This is a genomic window from Sphingobium sp. LMC3-1-1.1 (assembly GCF_040676285.1).
In the GTDB taxonomy this organism is placed as follows: domain Bacteria; phylum Pseudomonadota; class Alphaproteobacteria; order Sphingomonadales; family Sphingomonadaceae; genus Sphingobium.
On sequence record NZ_JBEGHQ010000007.1, the window covers coordinates 20,395 to 37,364 of the forward strand.

The 16,970-nt window shown below is 61.7% G+C and carries 18 protein-coding genes; 11 read left to right on the forward strand and 7 right to left on the reverse strand.

Translation table 11 applies throughout. The annotated features are described in order from the left end of the window. Positions 1 to 2 precede the first annotated feature (2 nt). From MRBLMC3_RS09585 to MRBLMC3_RS09595, 3 genes are all read left to right on the forward strand, one after another. On the forward strand, positions 3 to 986 hold the full coding sequence (locus MRBLMC3_RS09585; RefSeq protein WP_363827986.1) for an amino acid ABC transporter permease: 984 nt from the start codon (positions 3 to 5) through the stop codon (positions 984 to 986). A 77-nt stretch (positions 987 to 1,063) separates the two neighbouring features. Continuing rightward, complete coding sequence (locus MRBLMC3_RS09590; protein ID WP_363827989.1) at positions 1,064 to 2,095, forward strand: amino acid ABC transporter permease; 1,032 nt, start codon at positions 1,064 to 1,066, stop codon at positions 2,093 to 2,095. Between the two features lie 20 nt (positions 2,096 to 2,115). Continuing rightward, on the forward strand, positions 2,116 to 2,841 hold the full coding sequence (locus MRBLMC3_RS09595; RefSeq protein WP_414714640.1) for an amino acid ABC transporter ATP-binding protein: 726 nt from the start codon (positions 2,116 to 2,118) through the stop codon (positions 2,839 to 2,841). 324 nt (positions 2,842 to 3,165) lie between these two features. On the opposite strand, the gene MRBLMC3_RS09600 is transcribed toward MRBLMC3_RS09595, so the two are convergent. Together MRBLMC3_RS09600 and MRBLMC3_RS09605 are read right to left on the reverse strand one after the other, a co-directional pair. After that, positions 3,166 to 3,957 (reverse strand): slipin family protein, encoded by a 792-nt coding sequence (locus MRBLMC3_RS09600; protein ID WP_363827996.1) that lies wholly within the window; start codon positions 3,955 to 3,957, stop codon positions 3,166 to 3,168. Then, positions 3,958 to 5,343: an NfeD family protein gene (locus tag MRBLMC3_RS09605; protein ID WP_363827999.1), complete on the reverse strand. Its 1,386-nt coding sequence runs from the start codon at positions 5,341 to 5,343 to the stop codon at positions 3,958 to 3,960. A gap of 200 nt (positions 5,344 to 5,543) precedes the next feature. On the opposite strand from MRBLMC3_RS09605, the gene MRBLMC3_RS09610 reads away from it, so the two are divergent. Continuing rightward, complete coding sequence (locus tag MRBLMC3_RS09610) at positions 5,544 to 6,725, forward strand: indoleamine 2,3-dioxygenase (RefSeq protein WP_363828002.1); 1,182 nt, start codon at positions 5,544 to 5,546, stop codon at positions 6,723 to 6,725. A 387-nt stretch (positions 6,726 to 7,112) separates the two neighbouring features. Here the strand turns inward: MRBLMC3_RS09610 and MRBLMC3_RS09615 are convergent, their stop codons facing one another. Together MRBLMC3_RS09615 and MRBLMC3_RS09620 are read right to left on the reverse strand one after the other, a co-directional pair. Then, a complete protein-coding gene (locus tag MRBLMC3_RS09615) occupies positions 7,113 to 7,646 on the reverse strand; it encodes a hypothetical protein (protein ID WP_363828005.1) in 534 nt (177 codons plus the stop codon). 127 nt (positions 7,647 to 7,773) lie between these two features. Continuing rightward, a complete protein-coding gene (locus MRBLMC3_RS09620) occupies positions 7,774 to 8,313 on the reverse strand; it encodes a hypothetical protein (RefSeq protein ID WP_363828007.1) in 540 nt (179 codons plus the stop codon). Positions 8,314 to 8,865: 552 nt separating this feature from the next. On the opposite strand from MRBLMC3_RS09620, the gene MRBLMC3_RS09625 reads away from it, so the two are divergent. Then, a complete protein-coding gene (locus MRBLMC3_RS09625) occupies positions 8,866 to 9,426 on the forward strand; it encodes an FCD domain-containing protein (RefSeq protein ID WP_363828010.1) in 561 nt (186 codons plus the stop codon). Between the two features lie 105 nt (positions 9,427 to 9,531). On the opposite strand, the gene MRBLMC3_RS09630 is transcribed toward MRBLMC3_RS09625, so the two are convergent. Next, on the reverse strand, positions 9,532 to 9,765 hold the full coding sequence (locus tag MRBLMC3_RS09630) for a hypothetical protein (RefSeq protein ID WP_363828013.1): 234 nt from the start codon (positions 9,763 to 9,765) through the stop codon (positions 9,532 to 9,534). Beyond that, a complete protein-coding gene (hemN, locus tag MRBLMC3_RS09635) occupies positions 9,755 to 11,062 on the reverse strand; it encodes an oxygen-independent coproporphyrinogen III oxidase (RefSeq protein ID WP_363828016.1) in 1,308 nt (435 codons plus the stop codon). The genes MRBLMC3_RS09630 and hemN overlap by 11 nt, the downstream gene beginning before the upstream one ends. A gap of 132 nt (positions 11,063 to 11,194) precedes the next feature. Here hemN and MRBLMC3_RS09640 point away from each other — a divergent pair, with 132 nt between their 5' ends. After that, on the forward strand, positions 11,195 to 11,857 hold the full coding sequence (locus MRBLMC3_RS09640) for an OmpW/AlkL family protein (RefSeq protein WP_363735554.1): 663 nt from the start codon (positions 11,195 to 11,197) through the stop codon (positions 11,855 to 11,857). A gap of 3 nt (positions 11,858 to 11,860) precedes the next feature. Here the strand turns inward: MRBLMC3_RS09640 and MRBLMC3_RS09645 are convergent, their stop codons facing one another. After that, a complete protein-coding gene (locus tag MRBLMC3_RS09645) occupies positions 11,861 to 12,223 on the reverse strand; it encodes a hypothetical protein (RefSeq protein ID WP_363735553.1) in 363 nt (120 codons plus the stop codon). A 145-nt stretch (positions 12,224 to 12,368) separates the two neighbouring features. Here MRBLMC3_RS09645 and MRBLMC3_RS09650 point away from each other — a divergent pair, with 145 nt between their 5' ends. The 5 genes from MRBLMC3_RS09650 (at position 12,369) to ccoP (ending at position 16,909) form a co-directional block, all read left to right on the forward strand. Further along, positions 12,369 to 13,136 carry a Crp/Fnr family transcriptional regulator gene (locus MRBLMC3_RS09650; protein ID WP_363828019.1) on the forward strand — a complete coding sequence of 256 codons (768 nt, stop codon included), beginning with the start codon at positions 12,369 to 12,371 and terminating at the stop codon, positions 13,134 to 13,136. Positions 13,137 to 13,408: 272 nt separating this feature from the next. Continuing rightward, positions 13,409 to 15,067, forward strand: coding sequence for a cytochrome-c oxidase, cbb3-type subunit I (ccoN, locus tag MRBLMC3_RS09655; RefSeq protein WP_363828022.1), 1,659 nt, complete (start codon positions 13,409 to 13,411; stop codon positions 15,065 to 15,067). A 12-nt stretch (positions 15,068 to 15,079) separates the two neighbouring features. Further along, positions 15,080 to 15,826 carry a cytochrome-c oxidase, cbb3-type subunit II gene (ccoO, locus tag MRBLMC3_RS09660; RefSeq protein ID WP_363735549.1) on the forward strand — a complete coding sequence of 249 codons (747 nt, stop codon included), beginning with the start codon at positions 15,080 to 15,082 and terminating at the stop codon, positions 15,824 to 15,826. After that, on the forward strand, positions 15,823 to 15,993 hold the full coding sequence (locus tag MRBLMC3_RS09665) for a cbb3-type cytochrome c oxidase subunit 3 (protein WP_363735548.1): 171 nt from the start codon (positions 15,823 to 15,825) through the stop codon (positions 15,991 to 15,993). Before ccoO ends, MRBLMC3_RS09665 begins: the two co-directional genes overlap by 4 nt. After that, on the forward strand, positions 15,986 to 16,909 hold the full coding sequence (ccoP, locus tag MRBLMC3_RS09670; RefSeq protein WP_363828024.1) for a cytochrome-c oxidase, cbb3-type subunit III: 924 nt from the start codon (positions 15,986 to 15,988) through the stop codon (positions 16,907 to 16,909). The genes MRBLMC3_RS09665 and ccoP overlap by 8 nt, the downstream gene beginning before the upstream one ends. Positions 16,910 to 16,970: the final 61 nt, after the last annotated feature.

A 16,970-nucleotide genomic window follows, 5' to 3' on the forward strand; every position in this document is an offset into this window, starting at 1 on the left:
CAATGTCGCGCTCCAGCCGCCGGTACTTTGCCAGATCATTCGTGCTGCAACTCGTGGCCCTGGCCGCTGTGATCGCTCTCGTCATATGGCTGGCGACGAACGCCGTACACAATCTGGCGAGTCGGGGGATAGCGACAGGCTTCGACTTCCTCGACCGTGCAGCCCGTTTTCCGATCTCGGAAAGTCTGCTGCCTTATACGCCCTCCGATAGCTTTGCCTGGGCGCTCGCGGTTGGGCTGGGCAATACGATCTTGCTGTCTATGCTGGTCGCAATCCTCTCGACGGCCTTCGGCCTGCTTCTCGCACAAGCGCGGCGATCGCATAATCCACTCGCGTCCGGATTGACGGCAATCTTCGTCGAATCCGTCCGCAACACGCCACTCATTGTCCAACTTCTGTTTTTTTACTCAGCGCTGATCTTCAGCCTGCCTGGACCGCATGCGGCCTTGAATCCGGCGCCTGGCGTCTTCCTTACCAATCGTGGCCTCTATCTGCCGTGGCCGATGTTCGATCACGGCAGATGGCTGCTGAGCAGCCCCATCACCGGACATTTCAATTTTGAGGGCGGCCTTGTCCTGTCGCCGGAATTCGTCGCGATCGTTGTCGGGCTCACGCTATATTCGACATCTTATGCCGCCGAGATCATCCGCAGCGGGATAGAGGCGGTGCCGCTGGGCCAATGGGAGGCGGCGCGCGCGCTGGGCCTGCCGGAACGGCGGCTGTTCCGGCTCGTGATCATGCCGCAGGCGCTGCGCGTGATCGTTCCGCCGATGACGAGTCAGTATATCAATATCGTCAAGAACTCGACGCTGGCACTCGTGGTCGGTTATCCCGACATCAGCTTCGTCACGGCGACGACGATCAACCAGACCGGACAAGCGATCGAAGGCGTGGCGATCCTGGTGCTGATCTTTCTTGTGATCAACTTTGCCGCGTCGGCAGTCCTCAACGCCTTCAACCGGCGTCTGGCATCGAGGGTCCGATGATCGCAGCAACCGGCCCGGTCGAAGCCTTTGTGCAATCCGCGCCGCTCCCCCCGCGCCCTGCGCCAGCCGCGCCTAGGATGGCTTGGCATGAAGGGCTCTTTGCCGGTCTCGCCAGCAGTGCGGCAACCGTGACCATTGCCCTGCTGCTGACGATGGCCGCGCCGCACCTGCTGTCGTGGGCCGTCGTCAACGGAATATGGCATGGCGGGCCGGCGGCCTGCCGTGCGGGCGAGGGCGCCTGCTGGGCGTTCCTGACGGCCAAGGGGCCGCAGATCCTCTTCGGCATCTATCCGCCCGGCGAACGCTGGCGGGCAATCGCGGTAGTCGTGGCGCTGACCGCGCTGGCGCTCTGGACGCTGCCACCCGCGCACTGGACACGAAGGACATTGATCGCGTGGATCGTTGGAATCCTGCTGTCGTTGCTTGTCATGGGCGGAGCGTGGCTGGGCCTCGAACCGGTCCCAACGAGCGCGTGGGGTGGATTGCCGATCACGCTGCTGCTCACGGTGCTGTCGCTCGCCATCGGCTTTCCCGCTGCGATCATGCTGGCGCTCTGCCGGCGGTCGCCCGCGCCGATCCTGCGCTGGATGTCGATAGGCTTCATCGAGATCGTGCGCGGGCTGCCGCTCCTGAGCATGCTGTTCATCGCGGCGGTGCTACTGCCGATCATGCTTCCTGAGGGCTTCACGATCGATAATTTCACCCGCGCTCTTGCGGCTTTATGCTGTTATTCGGCGGCCTATCTGGCCGAAGTGCTGCGCGGTGGACTCCAGGCCATTCCGCCAGGCCAGGCGGAGGCGGCCGCTGCGCTCGGATTACAGCGCTGGCAGACGTTGCGCTTCATCGTTCTGCCGCAAGCGATCGGCAAGGTCTTGCCCGCGCTGACCAATACGGTGGTCGTGATCATCAAGAACACGGGTCTGGTCCTCGTTGTAGGCCTGTTCGATCTGTTGAGTTCGGCAAGGGCGGCCTTGACGGATCCCGACTGGCCAGCGCCTTTCGCCGAAACGTTCGCATTCGTGGCACTGATATATTTCGCGATCTGCTTCGGCATCTCGCGCTACTCGCTGTTCCTGGAGACAAGGATGAACATGGGGCACCGGCGATGAACGTTACGCCACGCAAGCCGATCATCACACTGTCGGGCGTCGACAAATGGTATGGCGAATATCACGCGCTACGGGCGATCGATCTCAGCGTTTTCAAGGGCGAACGCATCGTTATCTGTGGCCCTTCCGGTTCTGGAAAGTCGACCCTTATCCGCTGCATCAACGGCCTTGAAACGCATGATGGCGGGGAAATCGCGATCGACGGCGCCGCGCTGGGCACAGACGCAAGGGCGGTCGAGGCGATCCGACGGCGTGTCGGGATGGTGTTCCAGGGCTTCAACCTGTTCCCGCATCTCTCCATCCTGGAAAATTGCACGCTTGCACCGATCCAGGCGCTGCGGCTGCCGCGCGCAGAAGCGGAAGGCCGCGCCCGTCATTTCCTCGAGCGTGTCCACATTCCAGAGCAGGCGGGCAAATATCCGGGCCAGCTTTCCGGCGGACAACAGCAACGTGTCGCGATTGCGCGTGCGCTGTGTATGCAGCCGGATGTGATGTTGTTCGATGAACCCACCTCGGCGCTCGACGCCGAGATGGTAAAGGAAGTGCTCGACATAATGACCAGCCTCGCCGAGGATGGCATGACGATGATCTGCGTAACCCACGAGATGGGCTTCGCCCGGCAGGTCGCCGACCGGATCGTCTTCATGGACGCCGGTCAGATCATCGAGATCAACGCGCCTGGGGCGTTTTTTCATGCCCCGCAACACGAACGGACCCGGGGCTTTCTCAGCCAGATCATGCACTGAACTACCTCGGCTTCGCCGGGGGCTCTTACTCCAGAGTTCGCGTAGACCCACGCAGCTACAATGTCCGCCTTCCCCAGGTCCAGCCCTTCCCAGATGGCGGGCGGAACGGCCGAAGCTGGTCGACACCTGCCGGATAGCGGACCTTCCGCACCTGGGACGAAAAAATAGAGTGCTGAGAGTCCGACAAGGGTCGATTGCATCGGGTTCCCATTTTGAGAGCAAAATTCGCGAGTGCTTGTAGGCGCCACACAGAATGTTAGTGCATCTGGACGAGATAATCGACGATAGGACAATATGGCAGTAGCTGCGGGGTCATTAGCCTCTCTAGCGCTCATTGTGGCGGCTGGATCTGCCAATTTCAGAATTGGGCGCGTCCTTAAGCCATTGAACGAATTCTATGGGAAATGGAAAAACAATGGTCGAGTTCTTGTCACCGGCGATGAAGTTGAGCGAACCGAGATAGCGTAACTGCATCGCTTCCGGCCGTTGCCCAAGGATGGTGGCCGCCTCCAGCAGTTGCTGCGCGGCCTGGCGTTCGCCTTCGGCATTGATGATCTTGGCTCGTCGCTCGCGCTCCGCTTCGGCCTGCCGTGCAATGGCGCGGATCATGGTTTCGGTGATATCGACCTGCTTGATCTCGACATTGGCGACCTTGATGCCCCAGGCCGCGATCTGGCTGTCGAGAATTTCCTGAACGTCATTGTTGAGCTTGTCCCGTTCGGCGAGCATCTCGTCGAGCTCATGCTTACCGAGGACCGATCGCAAGGTCGTCTGGGCAAGCTGGCTTGTGGCGGTGAGGAAGTCCTCCACCTGGATGATCGCGCGTTCCGGGTCGATGATGCGAAAGTAGATCACGGCGTTGACCCGAACCGAAACATTGTCGCGGGAAATCACGTCCTGCGGGGGTACGTCGAGCACAGTCATGCGCAGATCGGTGCGGACCATCTGCTGGATGAATGGTATGAGGAGGATCAGCCCCGGTCCCTTGATGCCGGTAAAGCGGCCCAGCGTGAATATGACGCCGCGCTCATATTCGCGCAGTATCCGTATCGCTGCCGACAGGAACAGCAACAGCACAATGATCGGCGGGAGATAGAAGGCGAGATCCGTGAGCATTTAAACCTCCTTGGCCGCGTCGCTGGTCACTTCGACCGTGAGCCCCGCAATTCTGACGATCCGGACCAGTTGGCCCTGAGAGAACGCCTCCTGGCCGGCCGCTGCCCAACGCTCGCCATGGACGAACACATGGCCCTTGCCGCCGCTCCAATCCTGTACGACGCCGATGGCGCCGGTCATCTCTTCCGCGCCGCTTACGATCCTGCGTTTTCGCGCGCGCAGCGCCGTGCGGACAACCAGAAGGACGAAAGCGGCAGTCGCCAGGGACAGTCCCGCGATCAACGGCCAGGAGATGCGAAAAGCCGGTGTGTCGGTGTCGATTAGCATCGCCGCGCCGAGCGCAAAGGCCACGCATCCGCCAATGCCCAGAACGCCGTGGGAAAAGAGATAGCCTTCCGCAACCACCAGGCCGATACCAAGGACAATCAGGGCAACACCCGCAAAATTCACCGGCAGGGCGGCGAAGGCGTAAAGTCCGGTGAGCAGGCAGATTGCGCCCAGCGTTCCGGGCAGGAAGGACCCCGGATTCATGAATTCGAAGACCAATCCGTAAACGCCTAGGGTCATCAGGATCAGCGCGACGTTGGGATCGGTGATCGTCGCCAGCAGTCGCGTTCGCCAGTCCGGTGCGATCTCCTCGATAGTGCGGTGGGCGACGTCGATCTTCACGGCACCAGCGCTGACCTTGACGATCCTGCCATCCAGCTTGCGCAGCAGGTCGGCTACATCTCGTGCCTCCATATCGATGACATGCGTGCTCAAGGCGGTCGAAGCCGGAAGGCTGGCGGCTTCGCGGACGGCCTTTTCCGCCCAGCTGGCATTACGGCCGCGAAGCTCCGCCAGGGACCTGATGAAGGCAGCGGCGTCGTTGACCGTCTTTGTTTCCATGGGATTGGGAGGGTTGTTCTTTTGATCGTTGTCCCCTGCCGGCGCAATGCCGCCGATATGAACGGGGGTGGCGGCACCCATGTTGGTGCCGGGCGCCATCGCCGCAACATGGCTGGCATAGAGGATGAACGTCCCGGCGCTCGCTGCCCTCGCTCCGCTAGGGGAGACGTAGGAAGCGACGGGAACGGGCGAGGCGAGAATCGCCCGGATGATGAGGCGCATGGATGTGTCAAGGCCGCCGGGCGTATCCATTCTCAGGATGACAAGCGGCGCCTTGCGCGCGGCAGCGGTCCGGAGACCCTTGCGGACATAATCGGCCGTCGCCGGGCCCACCACGCCGTCGAGATTGAGGATGATGACAGGCGCAGGCGCAGGCGCAGCGGCGCCCGATGGCCCGGATTGCGTGACGCAAAGGCACAGCAGGATGACGCTGCCCAATTGGGCAAGAAGGCGGCTGATGCCGCACCGGAAGAGGATCGTCCAATGCCTCACGGGCATTCCACCTTACCATCCCTTCGCCAATGGCTTGATGCCTGGCGAGACGGCAGGTTTTCCTTATAGCACGAACCCGCGGCGAAAGCAGCGGGATCGATCGGTGAGGCGGAGGCGGAGGCGGTGCTGCTGCCCGCCATGGCCCTTGTCTTGTCCCATTTCGTGCCCAGATAGGGTGTGGGCCGCCGAACGGAGGGAGGCAGTCTATGACGCCGAGCCTCGACATCGCCGATCACGCCATCAGCAGACAGCGCGGCTTCTTGTGTGCCTATGATATGGCTGACGTTTCGCTGTCAGGCGATCTGGCTCCGATTGCCGAAGCGGCGCATGATCTGCCACGCCTGTTGCCCACCGGCCGCATCCGGTCTCATCTTGAGCAACTTCCCCTGCTGGAACTGACGTCCTTCTGCGCGGACGCGCCGGAACATCAGATCCGCACCGCCTTCGTGCGCTATGCCTTTCTGGTTCAGGCTTATGTGTGGGGCGAAGAGGTGGCCCCCGCCTCGCTTCCCGCGCCGCTGGCGGTGCCCATATGGGCGCTCGCCCGGCGGCTCGAACAGAAGCCACTGCTCACTTATTCGGCCTATGTGTTGGACAATTGGGACCGGCTGGACCGATCAGGCCCCATCGCGTTGGGCAATCTTTATATGGTCCAGCATTTTCTTGGCGGCCAGGACGAAGCGTGGTTCGTGATGGTTCATGTCGCGATCGAGGCGCGTGCAGGCGCGATGCTTGCAGAAATCCCCGCTCTCATGGAAGCGGTGGCCCAGGGCGATGCAGGAGCGGCTGAGCGCGGCCTGACAATGATCAGTGCGGGCTGGGATGATATCAACAGGATATTCGATCGCATGCCGGAGCGGTGCGATCCATACATCTACTTCCATCGTGTCCGGCCCTATATTCACGGCTGGCAAGACAATCCGGCCCTTGGCGGCGGCCTGATCTATGAGGGCGTTGCCGAAGCTGGCGGCGTGCCGCAGCTGTTTCGCGGCCAGACGGGAGCCCAAAGTTCGATCGTGCCTGCCATGGACGCCCTGCTCGGCATTCAGCATGCGCAGGATCCGCTTCGCTCTTTCCTGGACGAATTGCACGCCTATCGCCCGCCGCTGCACCGCGCCTTCATCGATCGTGTGCGAAAGGCGAGTGGGCTGCGTGATTTTGTCGCCGCGTCAGAGCGGCCCGATCTGCGCGAAGCCTATAACCGCTGCGTTGCTGGTCTCGGCCGTTTCCGTACCCGCCACCTCGAATATGCAGCAAGCTATATCCACCGGCAGGCGAAAGACGCCTTGGGCAACAGTAGCGCGGTGGGGACTGGAGGCACGCCATTCATGGCATATCTACGGAAGCATCGAGATGAAACGCAGCGGCACTTTTTGAAGAACGTATGAAGCTCAAAATAGTGGAGAAGTTCTGCTCATTGGGCATCTGTCGGATGGCTGAGAAAAGAATAACTTGGTTGGAGCGAGTGCATGGCCAAAAATAGTGCGGGTCGCCGCAGCGGCGAGCACCCTCTTCCGCAGTCGATAAGATCTGGCACGTAGAATGGAAAAACCGGACAGTCCGGCCCTAGAAATAAAAAAAAGGGCAGCTGAATGGCAAAAAAGGGTCGAAGGTGGCAGCGATGGGCCACTTTTCGCCGTTCGGAGGCTCATTCTCATTTCCAGGAAGCGGTCATTCCTCCAGGGATGAGCAGTCGATCTGACAGCGGAAAAGCTGCCGGTCGGCCGCCGACCAATTTCCGTCATTAGTGTCCTGTTCGCGCGCCCCGAAAGCGGTCAGTTGCTCATGCTTTGTATTTCATATGCCTCAAGCAGCGGCCACAAAATCTCTGCGTTTATACCCTGTTGTTCGACCGCATTTCGAAGAGCATAAAATTCGTCATCGGTCTTTATCCGGCCCCGGCGAACCACCCGCTGCACGACCTTCGAAAAGCGCGCTCTCACCTCGGTCAGCGTTGGTAAGCCCTTCTCCGAAAGCTCGCTGTTGCACTTCGCCACATCGGGAGCAGCCCAATCATCCGTGTATTCCACCATATCCCCTATTGCCATGCCGAGGCCACTTCTTGCCTTGGCAGGGGACTTTGCCGCCATCAGATCAAGCACGGCGATTGGGTGGATTTCAGGATTTAGCAGTTCAGCAGCGAAAACCTTCGGCACCATATGGCCCAACCAAGATCGCATGCATTCATATTCGGTAGCTTCAATCCGCATAAATCCCACGCTGACAACATTGAGGAGCCAAGACAACAGGCAGCTATTACGGTGCCACATATGGAAATCGGCCAGTCCGCTGTCCACCCGCATCGTCATTCCAGCCCTGCGAATCGCCTCGCGTCACCGGTAACCTGCCGGTCCGGTTCGCTTTGGGGAAGCGGCCGGCGGCACGCGACCATTCTCGGTCATCCAAGGTTGGCTGTACGCTCGCTCTAAGCGGTTATCAGACAATCTGTCCGGTCGGAGACATTCTTGGGATGTGAAGGGTAGGATCGGGGTCTTGTCGCCAGCGCAGCAGAAAGTCCCATGCGAACCGGTCATGAGGATGGGCAAGCCAACCGAGAGGTTCGCGGTTGCGGCGATATTGGTCAATGAGGTCATCCAGCCGCGAAGGAAGCTGGTCTAGCTGATCCATTACTAACCCGGCCCACAAATCGGCGGGCACGGGAGTGTCGATTAGCGATCTGAACTCGCCAAGCACGCTATCGTTGGCGATATTGTAGCCAACGAAGCAACCTTGGAAAATGCCGCTTTCTTGGTTGGGCTTGTGCTGCTCAAGCCACGTCCGAAGCTCCGGGATTTCAATCCCGAGGATACCCGAGAGGAGAAAACCCCAAGGTCGCCTATATGCGAGGGGTTGGAAGAACCGGATCACCTCCGCATCAGGCAACGACCAAACCTTCTGGCCTACTAGCCTCCGCTCGACAAAACCCTGAGCGCGAAAAGCCACGTCTGTTAAGGCTCGAAACTCACGGATGTTCATACCCGACCTGACTCCATTGTTTGGACCAGATAGCATGGCTGGAAAGGTCAGCTATCCTCAAAGTCGAGCCTGAAACCCGACTGTCGGAAAACCACCCATTAGCGTCGTTCTGGCGTTGGATTGCATGCGGATACAAACCGGACCGGCAGCACTGGCGCGACCCGCCACGCCTTTGACCCGGCCAAATCGCCGGGATGGGTGGAGAGCGGGACCGCCGCTTTTGGATAGGATCGCGCGAAAGCGGACTGACCTATTTACTCAGCGTCGAGGCGGCCTCGCTAACGATTTCCGCCTCCAAGTCTTCTGTATTCGTATTGGGGTAGGCCTCCGTCCTCCACCGCCCATCGAGATAATGCCGACCTACCGGCTTGCTCAGAAATCCGACAATTTCGGCGAGTTCGGCTTCCGTGAATTCCCAGTTGAGGTGATCTTCATAAGCCTGCTGATAAATGACCCGTCGCTTTGCATATGCGGCTTTGAGCGCCTCGGAGCGGATTTTAAATCCTTCGCCGAGTAGTTCTGTCAGGTTTTCGCCCGATTTGGCTTTCCACAGTGGGCCGCCGGACCCTGCGCAAGCGGTTCAACACGGCCAGCAGCCCCGTTCGGGAAGCGCTCAACCGGCTTCTTTCAGAAGGCTTCGTCGCGCTCGAGGAGCAGAAGGGCTTTCGTGTCGCGCCGGTGAGCGCCGAGGAGCTGAAGGAACTCGTCAAGACGCGCTGCTGGATCGATGGCCTGGCCATTCGTGAATCGATCGATCGGTTCGACCTGGCATGGGAGGAGAATCTCATACTCGCGCTCCATCATCTGTCGCGAACCCATCGCGGGGAGACGGGCCAGGGCGAAAGTTCCGAATGGGAAAGCCGGCACAAGGACTTCCACCTTGCTCTCATCGGCGGGTGCGGCAGCCGGTGGATCAAGCGGATCAGCGGCCAGTTGTTCGACGCCGCGGAACGCTACCGTCTTCTCGCGCTGGAGCAGGTCCTGGAACGCAATGAGCTGCAGGAACATCGGGATCTGGTCGATGCATGCATCAATCGCGACGCCGATCGCGCGATCACCCTGCTCCAGCATCACTACACCCAGACCTTCGAAGCGATTACGAACACGCCCTGAACGGCTGAAAGGATGCGGATGGCGGGAGGCATCGGCGCCGCTGATCCGATCTGCGCACGGCCTCATATTGGCTCCTCTGCCTGCGCCGGTAGAACAACTCCCTTGTCAGTCGGCCAGCCGTTTCGCCCGCTTCCCTAAGGGACGACTGCGTCCGCCGATCAACGCGTGACAGGCGCTGATGTTTCTATCCTGGTCCTGTCGCCTGTGCTGCCCCGGCGGCGTCCAGCCGAGGGGAGCAATGCCGCAGAAATAGGACGAGCGCACGGCATAATAGGGCACTTGCCCGGCCGAGAGATTGGCGAAGGCGAGGGCGGCGAGCGCAGCCGCGCTATACCGCATGGCTGAACCGCATTTCCGCCGGCCGTAGATAGCTGTCGAAGGCGGCGGCAATGCTGCGGGCATAGGGGAGGGCGTCGGGCGTCAGTCGCACATCGGCTCCATCTACCCTGACAAGGCCCAGCCGTTCGAAGCGCTTCAGGTCTGGCATTGGCGTGATTGCGTCTACATGCGCTTCGCCGTGGCAGAGGATCGCCTCTATGATCCGGCCGCGACGGCGATCATCAGCGGTGCACAGCGTGCCGCGCGTGGCGGTCAGCGAGCCACGTTCCACGCGTTCGCGCCAGGGCCCCGCCTGCTTTTCATTCTGGACGATGAGGTCCGGGAACTGGCTGATCGCGCTGGCGCCAAGACCCAGGAGGATTTCGGCGGGATCATCGGTGAAGCCCTGGAAATTGCGGCGAAGACGGCCCTCGCGGGCAGCGCGGGCGGTGCTGTCGTCCGGCAAGGCGAAATGATCGAAGCCGATCGCATCATAGCCAGCTTCGGTGAGGAGGCGATGACCCTGCGCCGCCATCTCGAAGCGGGTGGCGAGATCGGGCAGGGCACGGCCGTCTATGCGGCGCTGGCGCGGCAAGAGCTGGGGCATATGGGCGTAGCCGAACAGGGCGATGCGGGCGGGCCGCATCGTGATGCTGGCCTCCAGCGTCGCCGCAAGATCATCGAGGCTCTGGCCCGGCAGGCCGTACATGAGGTCGAAGCCAGTCGCGATTCCGGCCGACCGAAGCTGATCTGCGGTCCTTTCCACCATGTCCAGCGGCTGGATGCGGCCGATGGCGGACTGAACATGCGGGGTGAAGGTCTGCACGCCAAGGTTGACGCGGCCGATCCCCATCGCCGCCATGGTGGCGATCCATTGTATATCGAGGCGCCGCGGGTCGAGTTCGACGGAAATCTCCGGCTGATGCGCATCAAAACAGAGAAGCAGCTGTTGGAGCAGGCGGACGAAATCGACGAGTGGCAGCGAATTGGGACTGCCGCCGCCAAATGCGATGCGCGCCACCCGGCCACGTCCGCGCAGATGTGCCGCGACAAGGGCGATCTCCCGCTCCAGGGCCTCGACATAAGCGGTCAGGCGGTGCGCGCGGTTCGCCGCGCCGGTGTTGCAGCCGCAATACCAGCATATGTCGTGGCAATAGGGGATGTGGACATAGAGGGAGAGGGGAGCGTTCGCATCGACCCCATCGAGCCGGGCGGCAAGATCCGCCGCGCCCACTTCAGTCGTGAACTGAGCGGCAGTCGGATAGCTGGTGTAGCGCGGCACCGGCTGGGCCAGCAGGTCGGGGTGATAGGTCCACATGGCAGAGCGGATCGCATGGACTGCCCCCTGACACATTGAGGCAGGTCAAATTGCTGGTTGCGCAGGATCAATGCCGCATGCCGTCCGCCGGGGCAGAGCAGGGCCACCGACAACAGGGACGGAGACAATCTGATGACCATCAAGACTATCCTGCTGGGCGCGGCCGCCGTTGGCGCTGCGATTTCGGCACCAGTTCAGGCCGCGCAGGGCGATGTGCTGGTGCGGGTGCGCGGCATCATGGTCGCGCCCAACGAACGCAGTGGAAGCGTGCTGCCCGGCTTCCCTGGCGAGAAGGTCAAGGTCGACAACAGCGTGATGCCGGAGGTCGACCTGACCTATATGGCGAGCGACCATATCGGGTTTGAACTGATCGCCGCGACCACCAAGCATAGCGCCAGCGGGCGTAGCGGCACGACGGGCGCGATCGGCCGTCTCGCTTCGACCTGGGTGCTGCCGCCGACGCTGACGGCGCAATATCATTTCCTGCCCGATGGCAAGGTCCGGCCCTATGTCGGCGCGGGCGTCAACTATACGCTGTTCTACAATGAAAAGGCATCCGATGCGTTGAAAGGCGCGGTGGGCCCGACCAGGGTTCATATGTCGGATAGCTTCGGCTGGGCGGCGCAGGCCGGGGTCGACCTGGACCTGACGGACAAGATCTTCCTCAACCTCGACGTCAAATATATCGACATGGATACGACGGCGCGGCTGTCCACCACGGCGGCGGGTGTGCAGACGGTGCGCGTGCACCTTGACCCGCTGGTGTTCGGCGTCGGCATCGGCATGAAGCTCTGAACTTCAGGCCGCGGCGAGTGCCTTCACGATGAAGGGCAGGCGCTCGCCATCTGGCTCTGTCAGGGTCAGATAGCTGCCGGGCTTGATGCTGTGCGCGTCGAGACGAAAGAGGATTTCGTCATCCTCTTCCCCCGGCTGGTAGGACAGCGCCCAACCGTCGGCCGTTCGCAGCAGGCATCCATGCCGGTCGGGTTCATTGGGCCAGAAGCGGCGTACCGTCGCCAATTCGGGATGGTGGCGATATTCCTGCTCATCGATCAGCCCGTCACCGCCAAGCGGCAGGCGCATCACATAGCTGCGCGCCGCCGATCCATTGGGGAAATCGGCGGTCCGGGCAAGTTCGAGGCGTATGGTTGTCCATGTCATGCCATCCAGATCGGATCTTTCTGCTCGCAAGAATATAAGGACTATTCCGGACCGTGGTGGCCGGCGCGGTTCAATGTGCTGACGGATAGGGCCCTAGGGACAATTACGGATAGGTCCGGAACCCGCACGGCGGCATGCAGCGGGCATGGATATGCAATTTGATCTGGCGCAAAAGGCGTCTGGCGGGCCCGAGATGGCGGCGATGATGACTCCGGTCTCCGGAGGCTGCGCGGCTGGTTATTGCGATCGGTGCGAGGTGCGCGATCAGGCGATCTGCGCCGACCTTGATCCGGAGGAGCGGGCGGCGCTCAACCGGATCGGCCGGCGCGTGACGGTGCAGGCCGGGCAGACGGTGATGTGGGAGGGCGACGACAGCATGGTCGTCGCCAATGTGATCGAAGGCACGTTGAAGCTCGCGACATCGACAGGCGACGGACGCGAGCAGATCGTCGGCGTGGTCTATGCGTCGGATTTCATCGGGCGACCCTTTGGCGCGCGGACGCCGCATAGCGTCACGGCGCTGACCGATGCGCGGCTGTGCCTTTACCCACGCGGCGCTTTCGATGGCTTTGCGCGCCGGCACCCGCAATTGGAGCATCGGCTGCTGCAGCGGACCTTGGACGATCTTGACCGGACACGCGGCTGGATGCTGTTGCTCGGGCGCAAGAATGCGCGGGAGAAGGTTGCATCCTTCTTGCTGGACATGAGCCGGCGGCTGCGCGCGGACCCGAGCGGCGCGATCGACCTGCCTCTGTCGCGCCAGCAGATCGCGGATATTTTGGGGCTGACGATAGAGACGGTCTCGCGCCAGTTCAGCGACATGAAGCGGCTGGGCGTGATCGCGCTCGCCGGGCGGCGGGGCGTCCGGATCTGTGCTGCCGATCGGCTGGAGAGCATGGCCGAGGGGGAGTGAACCCCGGTTTTAGAGCGCCTGTGACGTCAAGCCGTTCTGCCGTCTTCCGTCCGCTTCGAGCAAGGTCGAGAAACGGTTAGCCCTGTCAGCGTTTCTCAAGCTGGTGCCGGCTTTCTCCAGGGCGGGTGGACCCAGGCCCTGGGGAAGGGGTGGCGACAGTCCGTCTACGGACATTCCCCTACATACCTGCCGCCCCGCCTTTGACAGAGGTTGGTTCACGAAGACGGGCCCTGCGGAAGGGCGCCGCAGACAAGTTTTCGCGGGGGGATCCGATGGATCAACTATTATTGAAATCGGGCGGCTGGTTCGCGCTGGCCGTCATCGCCTTTCTGGCGTCGCTGATGGCCGTGGACAACGGATTTGCCGTCCATATGGGCATTGCCTGCGCGGCGGCGCTGCTGATGGCGGTGGTGACGATCGGCGGCGCCGATTACGCAAGCATCGCGCGTGGTCTGGTGAAGATGCCCAGCGATCAGGGGAAATATGATGACGATCCGATCCGCTGGGGCGTGATCGCGACCGTATTCTGGGGATTGGCGGGGTTTCTCGCGGGGCTCTACATCGCCTTGCAGCTCGCCTTTCCCGCCCTGAACCTTGGCATCGAATATACGAGCTTCGGGCGATTGCGGCCGCTGCATACTTCAGCCGTGATCTTTGCCTTTGGCGGCAACGCGCTGATCGCGACCAGCTTCTATGTGGTGCAGCGCACCTGTCGGGCGCGGCTTGCCTTCCCCTCGCTCGCGCGGTTCGTGTTCTGGGGATATCAATTGTTCATCGTGCTGGCCGCCACCGGCTATGTCATGGGTATTACCGAAGGACGCGAATATGCCGAGCCGGAATGGTATGTCGATATCTGGCTGACGATCGTCTGGGTCGCTTACCTGATCGTCTTTGGCGGCACGATCCTGCGCCGCAGCGAGCCGCATATCTATGTGGCGAACTGGTTTTACTTGAGTTTCATCCTGACGATCGCAATGCTGCACATCGTCAACAACCTGTCGATGCCGATCAGCCTGCTTGGTTCCAAGAGCTACAGTGCTTTCGCGGGGGTGCAGGATGCGCTGACGCAATGGTGGTACGGGCATAATGCGGTCGGTTTCTTCCTGACCGCCGGTTTCCTGGCCATGATGTATTATTTCGTGCCCAAGCAGGCGGAACGGCCGGTCTACAGCTATCGGCTATCCATTATCCACTTCTGGTCTCTGATCTTCCTCTATATTTGGGCAGGTCCGCACCATCTTCATTACACGGCCCTGCCCGATTGGGCGCAGACCCTGGGCATGGTGTTTTCGGTCATGCTGTGGATGCCGAGCTGGGGCGGGATGATCAATGGCCTGATGACGCTGAACGGCGCGTGGGACCGCATCCGCACCGATCCGATCATCCGCATGATGGTGATGGCGCTGGCCTTCTACGGCATGAGCACCTTCGAAGGGCCTATGATGTCGGTGAAGGCCGTGAACAGCCTGTCGCACTATACCGACTGGACGATCGGCCATGTCCATTCGGGCGCGCTGGGGTGGAACGGCCTCATCACCTTCGCCTGCCTCTATTATCTGACGCCGCGTCTGTGGAAGCGGGACCGGCTTTACAGCCTGCGCCTCGTCAACTGGCACTTCTGGCTCGCGACGCTGGGCATCGTCCTCTACGCTTCGTCAATGTGGGTGGCGGGCATCATGCAGGGGCTGATGTGGCGCGAATATGGCAGCGACGGCTACCTCGTCTATGCCTTTTCCGAAGTCGTGAGCGCCATGTTCCCGATGTATCTGATCCGCGCGGCGGGAGGCCTCATGTACCTCGCCGGGGCGATCATCATGGCCTGGAATATCGGCAAGACCATCGCGGGCAGCCCACTGCGCGCGGAGAAGCCGATGAGTGACGTGGCTTATGATCCGGCGGTGGATCGGCCGCTTGTTGCCCAGCCGGCTTAAGGACCAAAAGACATGACGAGCAAGACCAAGAGCAAGTTCTGGGATCATGGCAGACTGGAGCGCAACGTCTCTTTGCTGGGCATCGCGTCTCTGATCGTAGTCGCCATCGGCGGAATTGTAGAGATCGCGCCGCTATTCTGGATCGACAACACGATCGAGAAGGTAGACGGGATGCGCCCTTATACGCCATTGGAATTGACAGGGCGGAACATCTACATCCGCGAAGGCTGCTATAATTGTCACAGCCAGATGGTCCGTCCCTTCCGGGATGAGACGGAACGCTATGGCCATTACAGCCTGGCGGCCGAGAGCATGTACGACCATCCCTTCCAATGGGGTTCCAAGCGCACCGGGCCGGACCTGGCCCGCGTGGGCGGCAAATATTCCGATGAGTGGCATGTCCAGCATCTGAAGGACCCGCGCGCGGTGGTGCCGGAGTCGATCATGCCGGGCTATGCATTCCTGGCCGAGCGGGAATTGAAGCCAGCGGACATGCGCAAGGACCTGACCGCGCTGACCGACGTCGGCGTGCCCTACAGCAAGGATGACATCGTCAAGGCCAATGACGACCTGAAGGCGCAGGCCGATCCCGACGCCGACGCCAAGGACATGATCAAGCGCTATCCCAAGGCGCAGGCGCGCGATTTCGATGGTGACCCCGGCAAGGTGACGGAGATGGATGCACTGGTCGCCTATCTCCAGATGCTGGGCACGCTGGTCGATGTGGAAAGCGCCAGGCCGCAGGAGGTCGAACGATGAGCTACGACGCCTTGCGGCATTTCGCCGACAGCTGGGGACTGGTCTTCATGGGGGCGAGCTATGCCGTGCTGATCGGCTGGCATTTCCGGCCCAAGGGACGCGAGCATAGCAGGGAAGCCGCGCTCGCCATTTTCGAGACTGATCATGCGGAGGCCGATCATGGCTGATGACAAGCGGATCGACGCCGCCACCGGCACGGAAATAAAGCATCATGAATGGGACGGCATCCAGGAACTGGACACGCCCCTGCCGCGATGGTGGCTGTGGACATTCTATGCGACGATCCTGTTCGCGATTGGCTATGTGATCGCCTATCCGGCGTTGCCAATGCTGCATCGGGCGACCGCCGGCGTTCTGGGCTGGTCCAGCCGGGGCGCACTGGACAAGGAACTGGCGGCGCGGGAAGCGCAGATCGCGCCGGTGCGGCAGGCGATCGCCGACACGTCCATAGAGGTGCTGCCGACGCGGCCGCAGCTGATGCAGGCGGCAGTGGAAGGCGGGCGCGCGGCCTTTCGCGTGCATTGCGTGCAATGCCACGGATCGGGCGCGGCGGGGTCGAAGGGCTATCCCAACCTGAATGACGACGACTGGTTGTGGGGCGGTGATCTTCCCATGATCGAGAAGACCATCACGGATGGCGTCCGCAATCCCGACCATGCCACGACCCGCCAGTCGCTGATGCCAGCCTTCGGCAAGGACCAGTTGCTGACGGCGGCACAGGTCGATGACGTGGTTGCGCATGTGCGAGTGATCAGCGGGCAGGACCGCCCCGGCCCTGCGTCACAGCGTGGGGCCAAGGTCTTCGCCGACAATTGCGCGGTGTGCCATGGTCCGGCGGGGAAGGGGACTCGCAAGGTCGGTGCGCCGAACCTGACGGACGCGATCTGGCTCTATGGCGGTGACGCGGACACCATCCATGAAACCGTGTGGAACAGCCGCCATGGCGTGATGCCGCGCTGGGACGACAAGCTGGACAAGGCGACGATCCGGATGCTGGCGGTCTATGTGCACAGCCTGGGTGGCGGCGAGACCGCACCGGTGAAGGTTGCTGCGGATAAGGTGCAGGGCGATGCCGGACGATAGCAGGCGACGCCTCTTCGTCACCCCGGACTTGATGCGGGGTTCCGCTGCCTTTGATGATGGG

Coding starts and splice junctions, on each gene's coding strand:
- MRBLMC3_RS09585 (WP_363827986.1), top strand. CDS start 3: ATGTCGCGCTCCAGCCGCCGGTACTTTGCCAGATCATTCGTGCTGCAA.
- MRBLMC3_RS09590 (WP_363827989.1), top strand. CDS start 1,064: ATGGCTTGGCATGAAGGGCTCTTTGCCGGTCTCGCCAGCAGTGCGGCA.
- MRBLMC3_RS09600 (WP_363827996.1), bottom strand. CDS start 3,957: ATGCTCACGGATCTCGCCTTCTATCTCCCGCCGATCATTGTGCTGTTG.
- MRBLMC3_RS09605 (WP_363827999.1), bottom strand. CDS start 5,343: ATGCCCGTGAGGCATTGGACGATCCTCTTCCGGTGCGGCATCAGCCGC.
- MRBLMC3_RS09610 (WP_363828002.1), top strand. CDS start 5,544: ATGACGCCGAGCCTCGACATCGCCGATCACGCCATCAGCAGACAGCGC.
- MRBLMC3_RS09615 (WP_363828005.1), bottom strand. CDS start 7,646: ATGACGATGCGGGTGGACAGCGGACTGGCCGATTTCCATATGTGGCAC.
- MRBLMC3_RS09620 (WP_363828007.1), bottom strand. CDS start 8,313: ATGAACATCCGTGAGTTTCGAGCCTTAACAGACGTGGCTTTTCGCGCT.
- MRBLMC3_RS09630 (WP_363828013.1), bottom strand. CDS start 9,765: ATGCGGTATAGCGCGGCTGCGCTCGCCGCCCTCGCCTTCGCCAATCTC.
- hemN (WP_363828016.1), bottom strand. CDS start 11,062: ATGTGGACCTATCACCCCGACCTGCTGGCCCAGCCGGTGCCGCGCTAC.
- MRBLMC3_RS09640 (WP_363735554.1), top strand. CDS start 11,195: ATGACCATCAAGACTATCCTGCTGGGCGCGGCCGCCGTTGGCGCTGCG.
- MRBLMC3_RS09645 (WP_363735553.1), bottom strand. CDS start 12,223: ATGACATGGACAACCATACGCCTCGAACTTGCCCGGACCGCCGATTTC.
- MRBLMC3_RS09650 (WP_363828019.1), top strand. CDS start 12,369: ATGGATATGCAATTTGATCTGGCGCAAAAGGCGTCTGGCGGGCCCGAG.
- ccoN (WP_363828022.1), top strand. CDS start 13,409: ATGGATCAACTATTATTGAAATCGGGCGGCTGGTTCGCGCTGGCCGTC.
- ccoO (WP_363735549.1), top strand. CDS start 15,080: ATGACGAGCAAGACCAAGAGCAAGTTCTGGGATCATGGCAGACTGGAG.
- MRBLMC3_RS09665 (WP_363735548.1), top strand. CDS start 15,823: ATGAGCTACGACGCCTTGCGGCATTTCGCCGACAGCTGGGGACTGGTC.
- ccoP (WP_363828024.1), top strand. CDS start 15,986: ATGGCTGATGACAAGCGGATCGACGCCGCCACCGGCACGGAAATAAAG.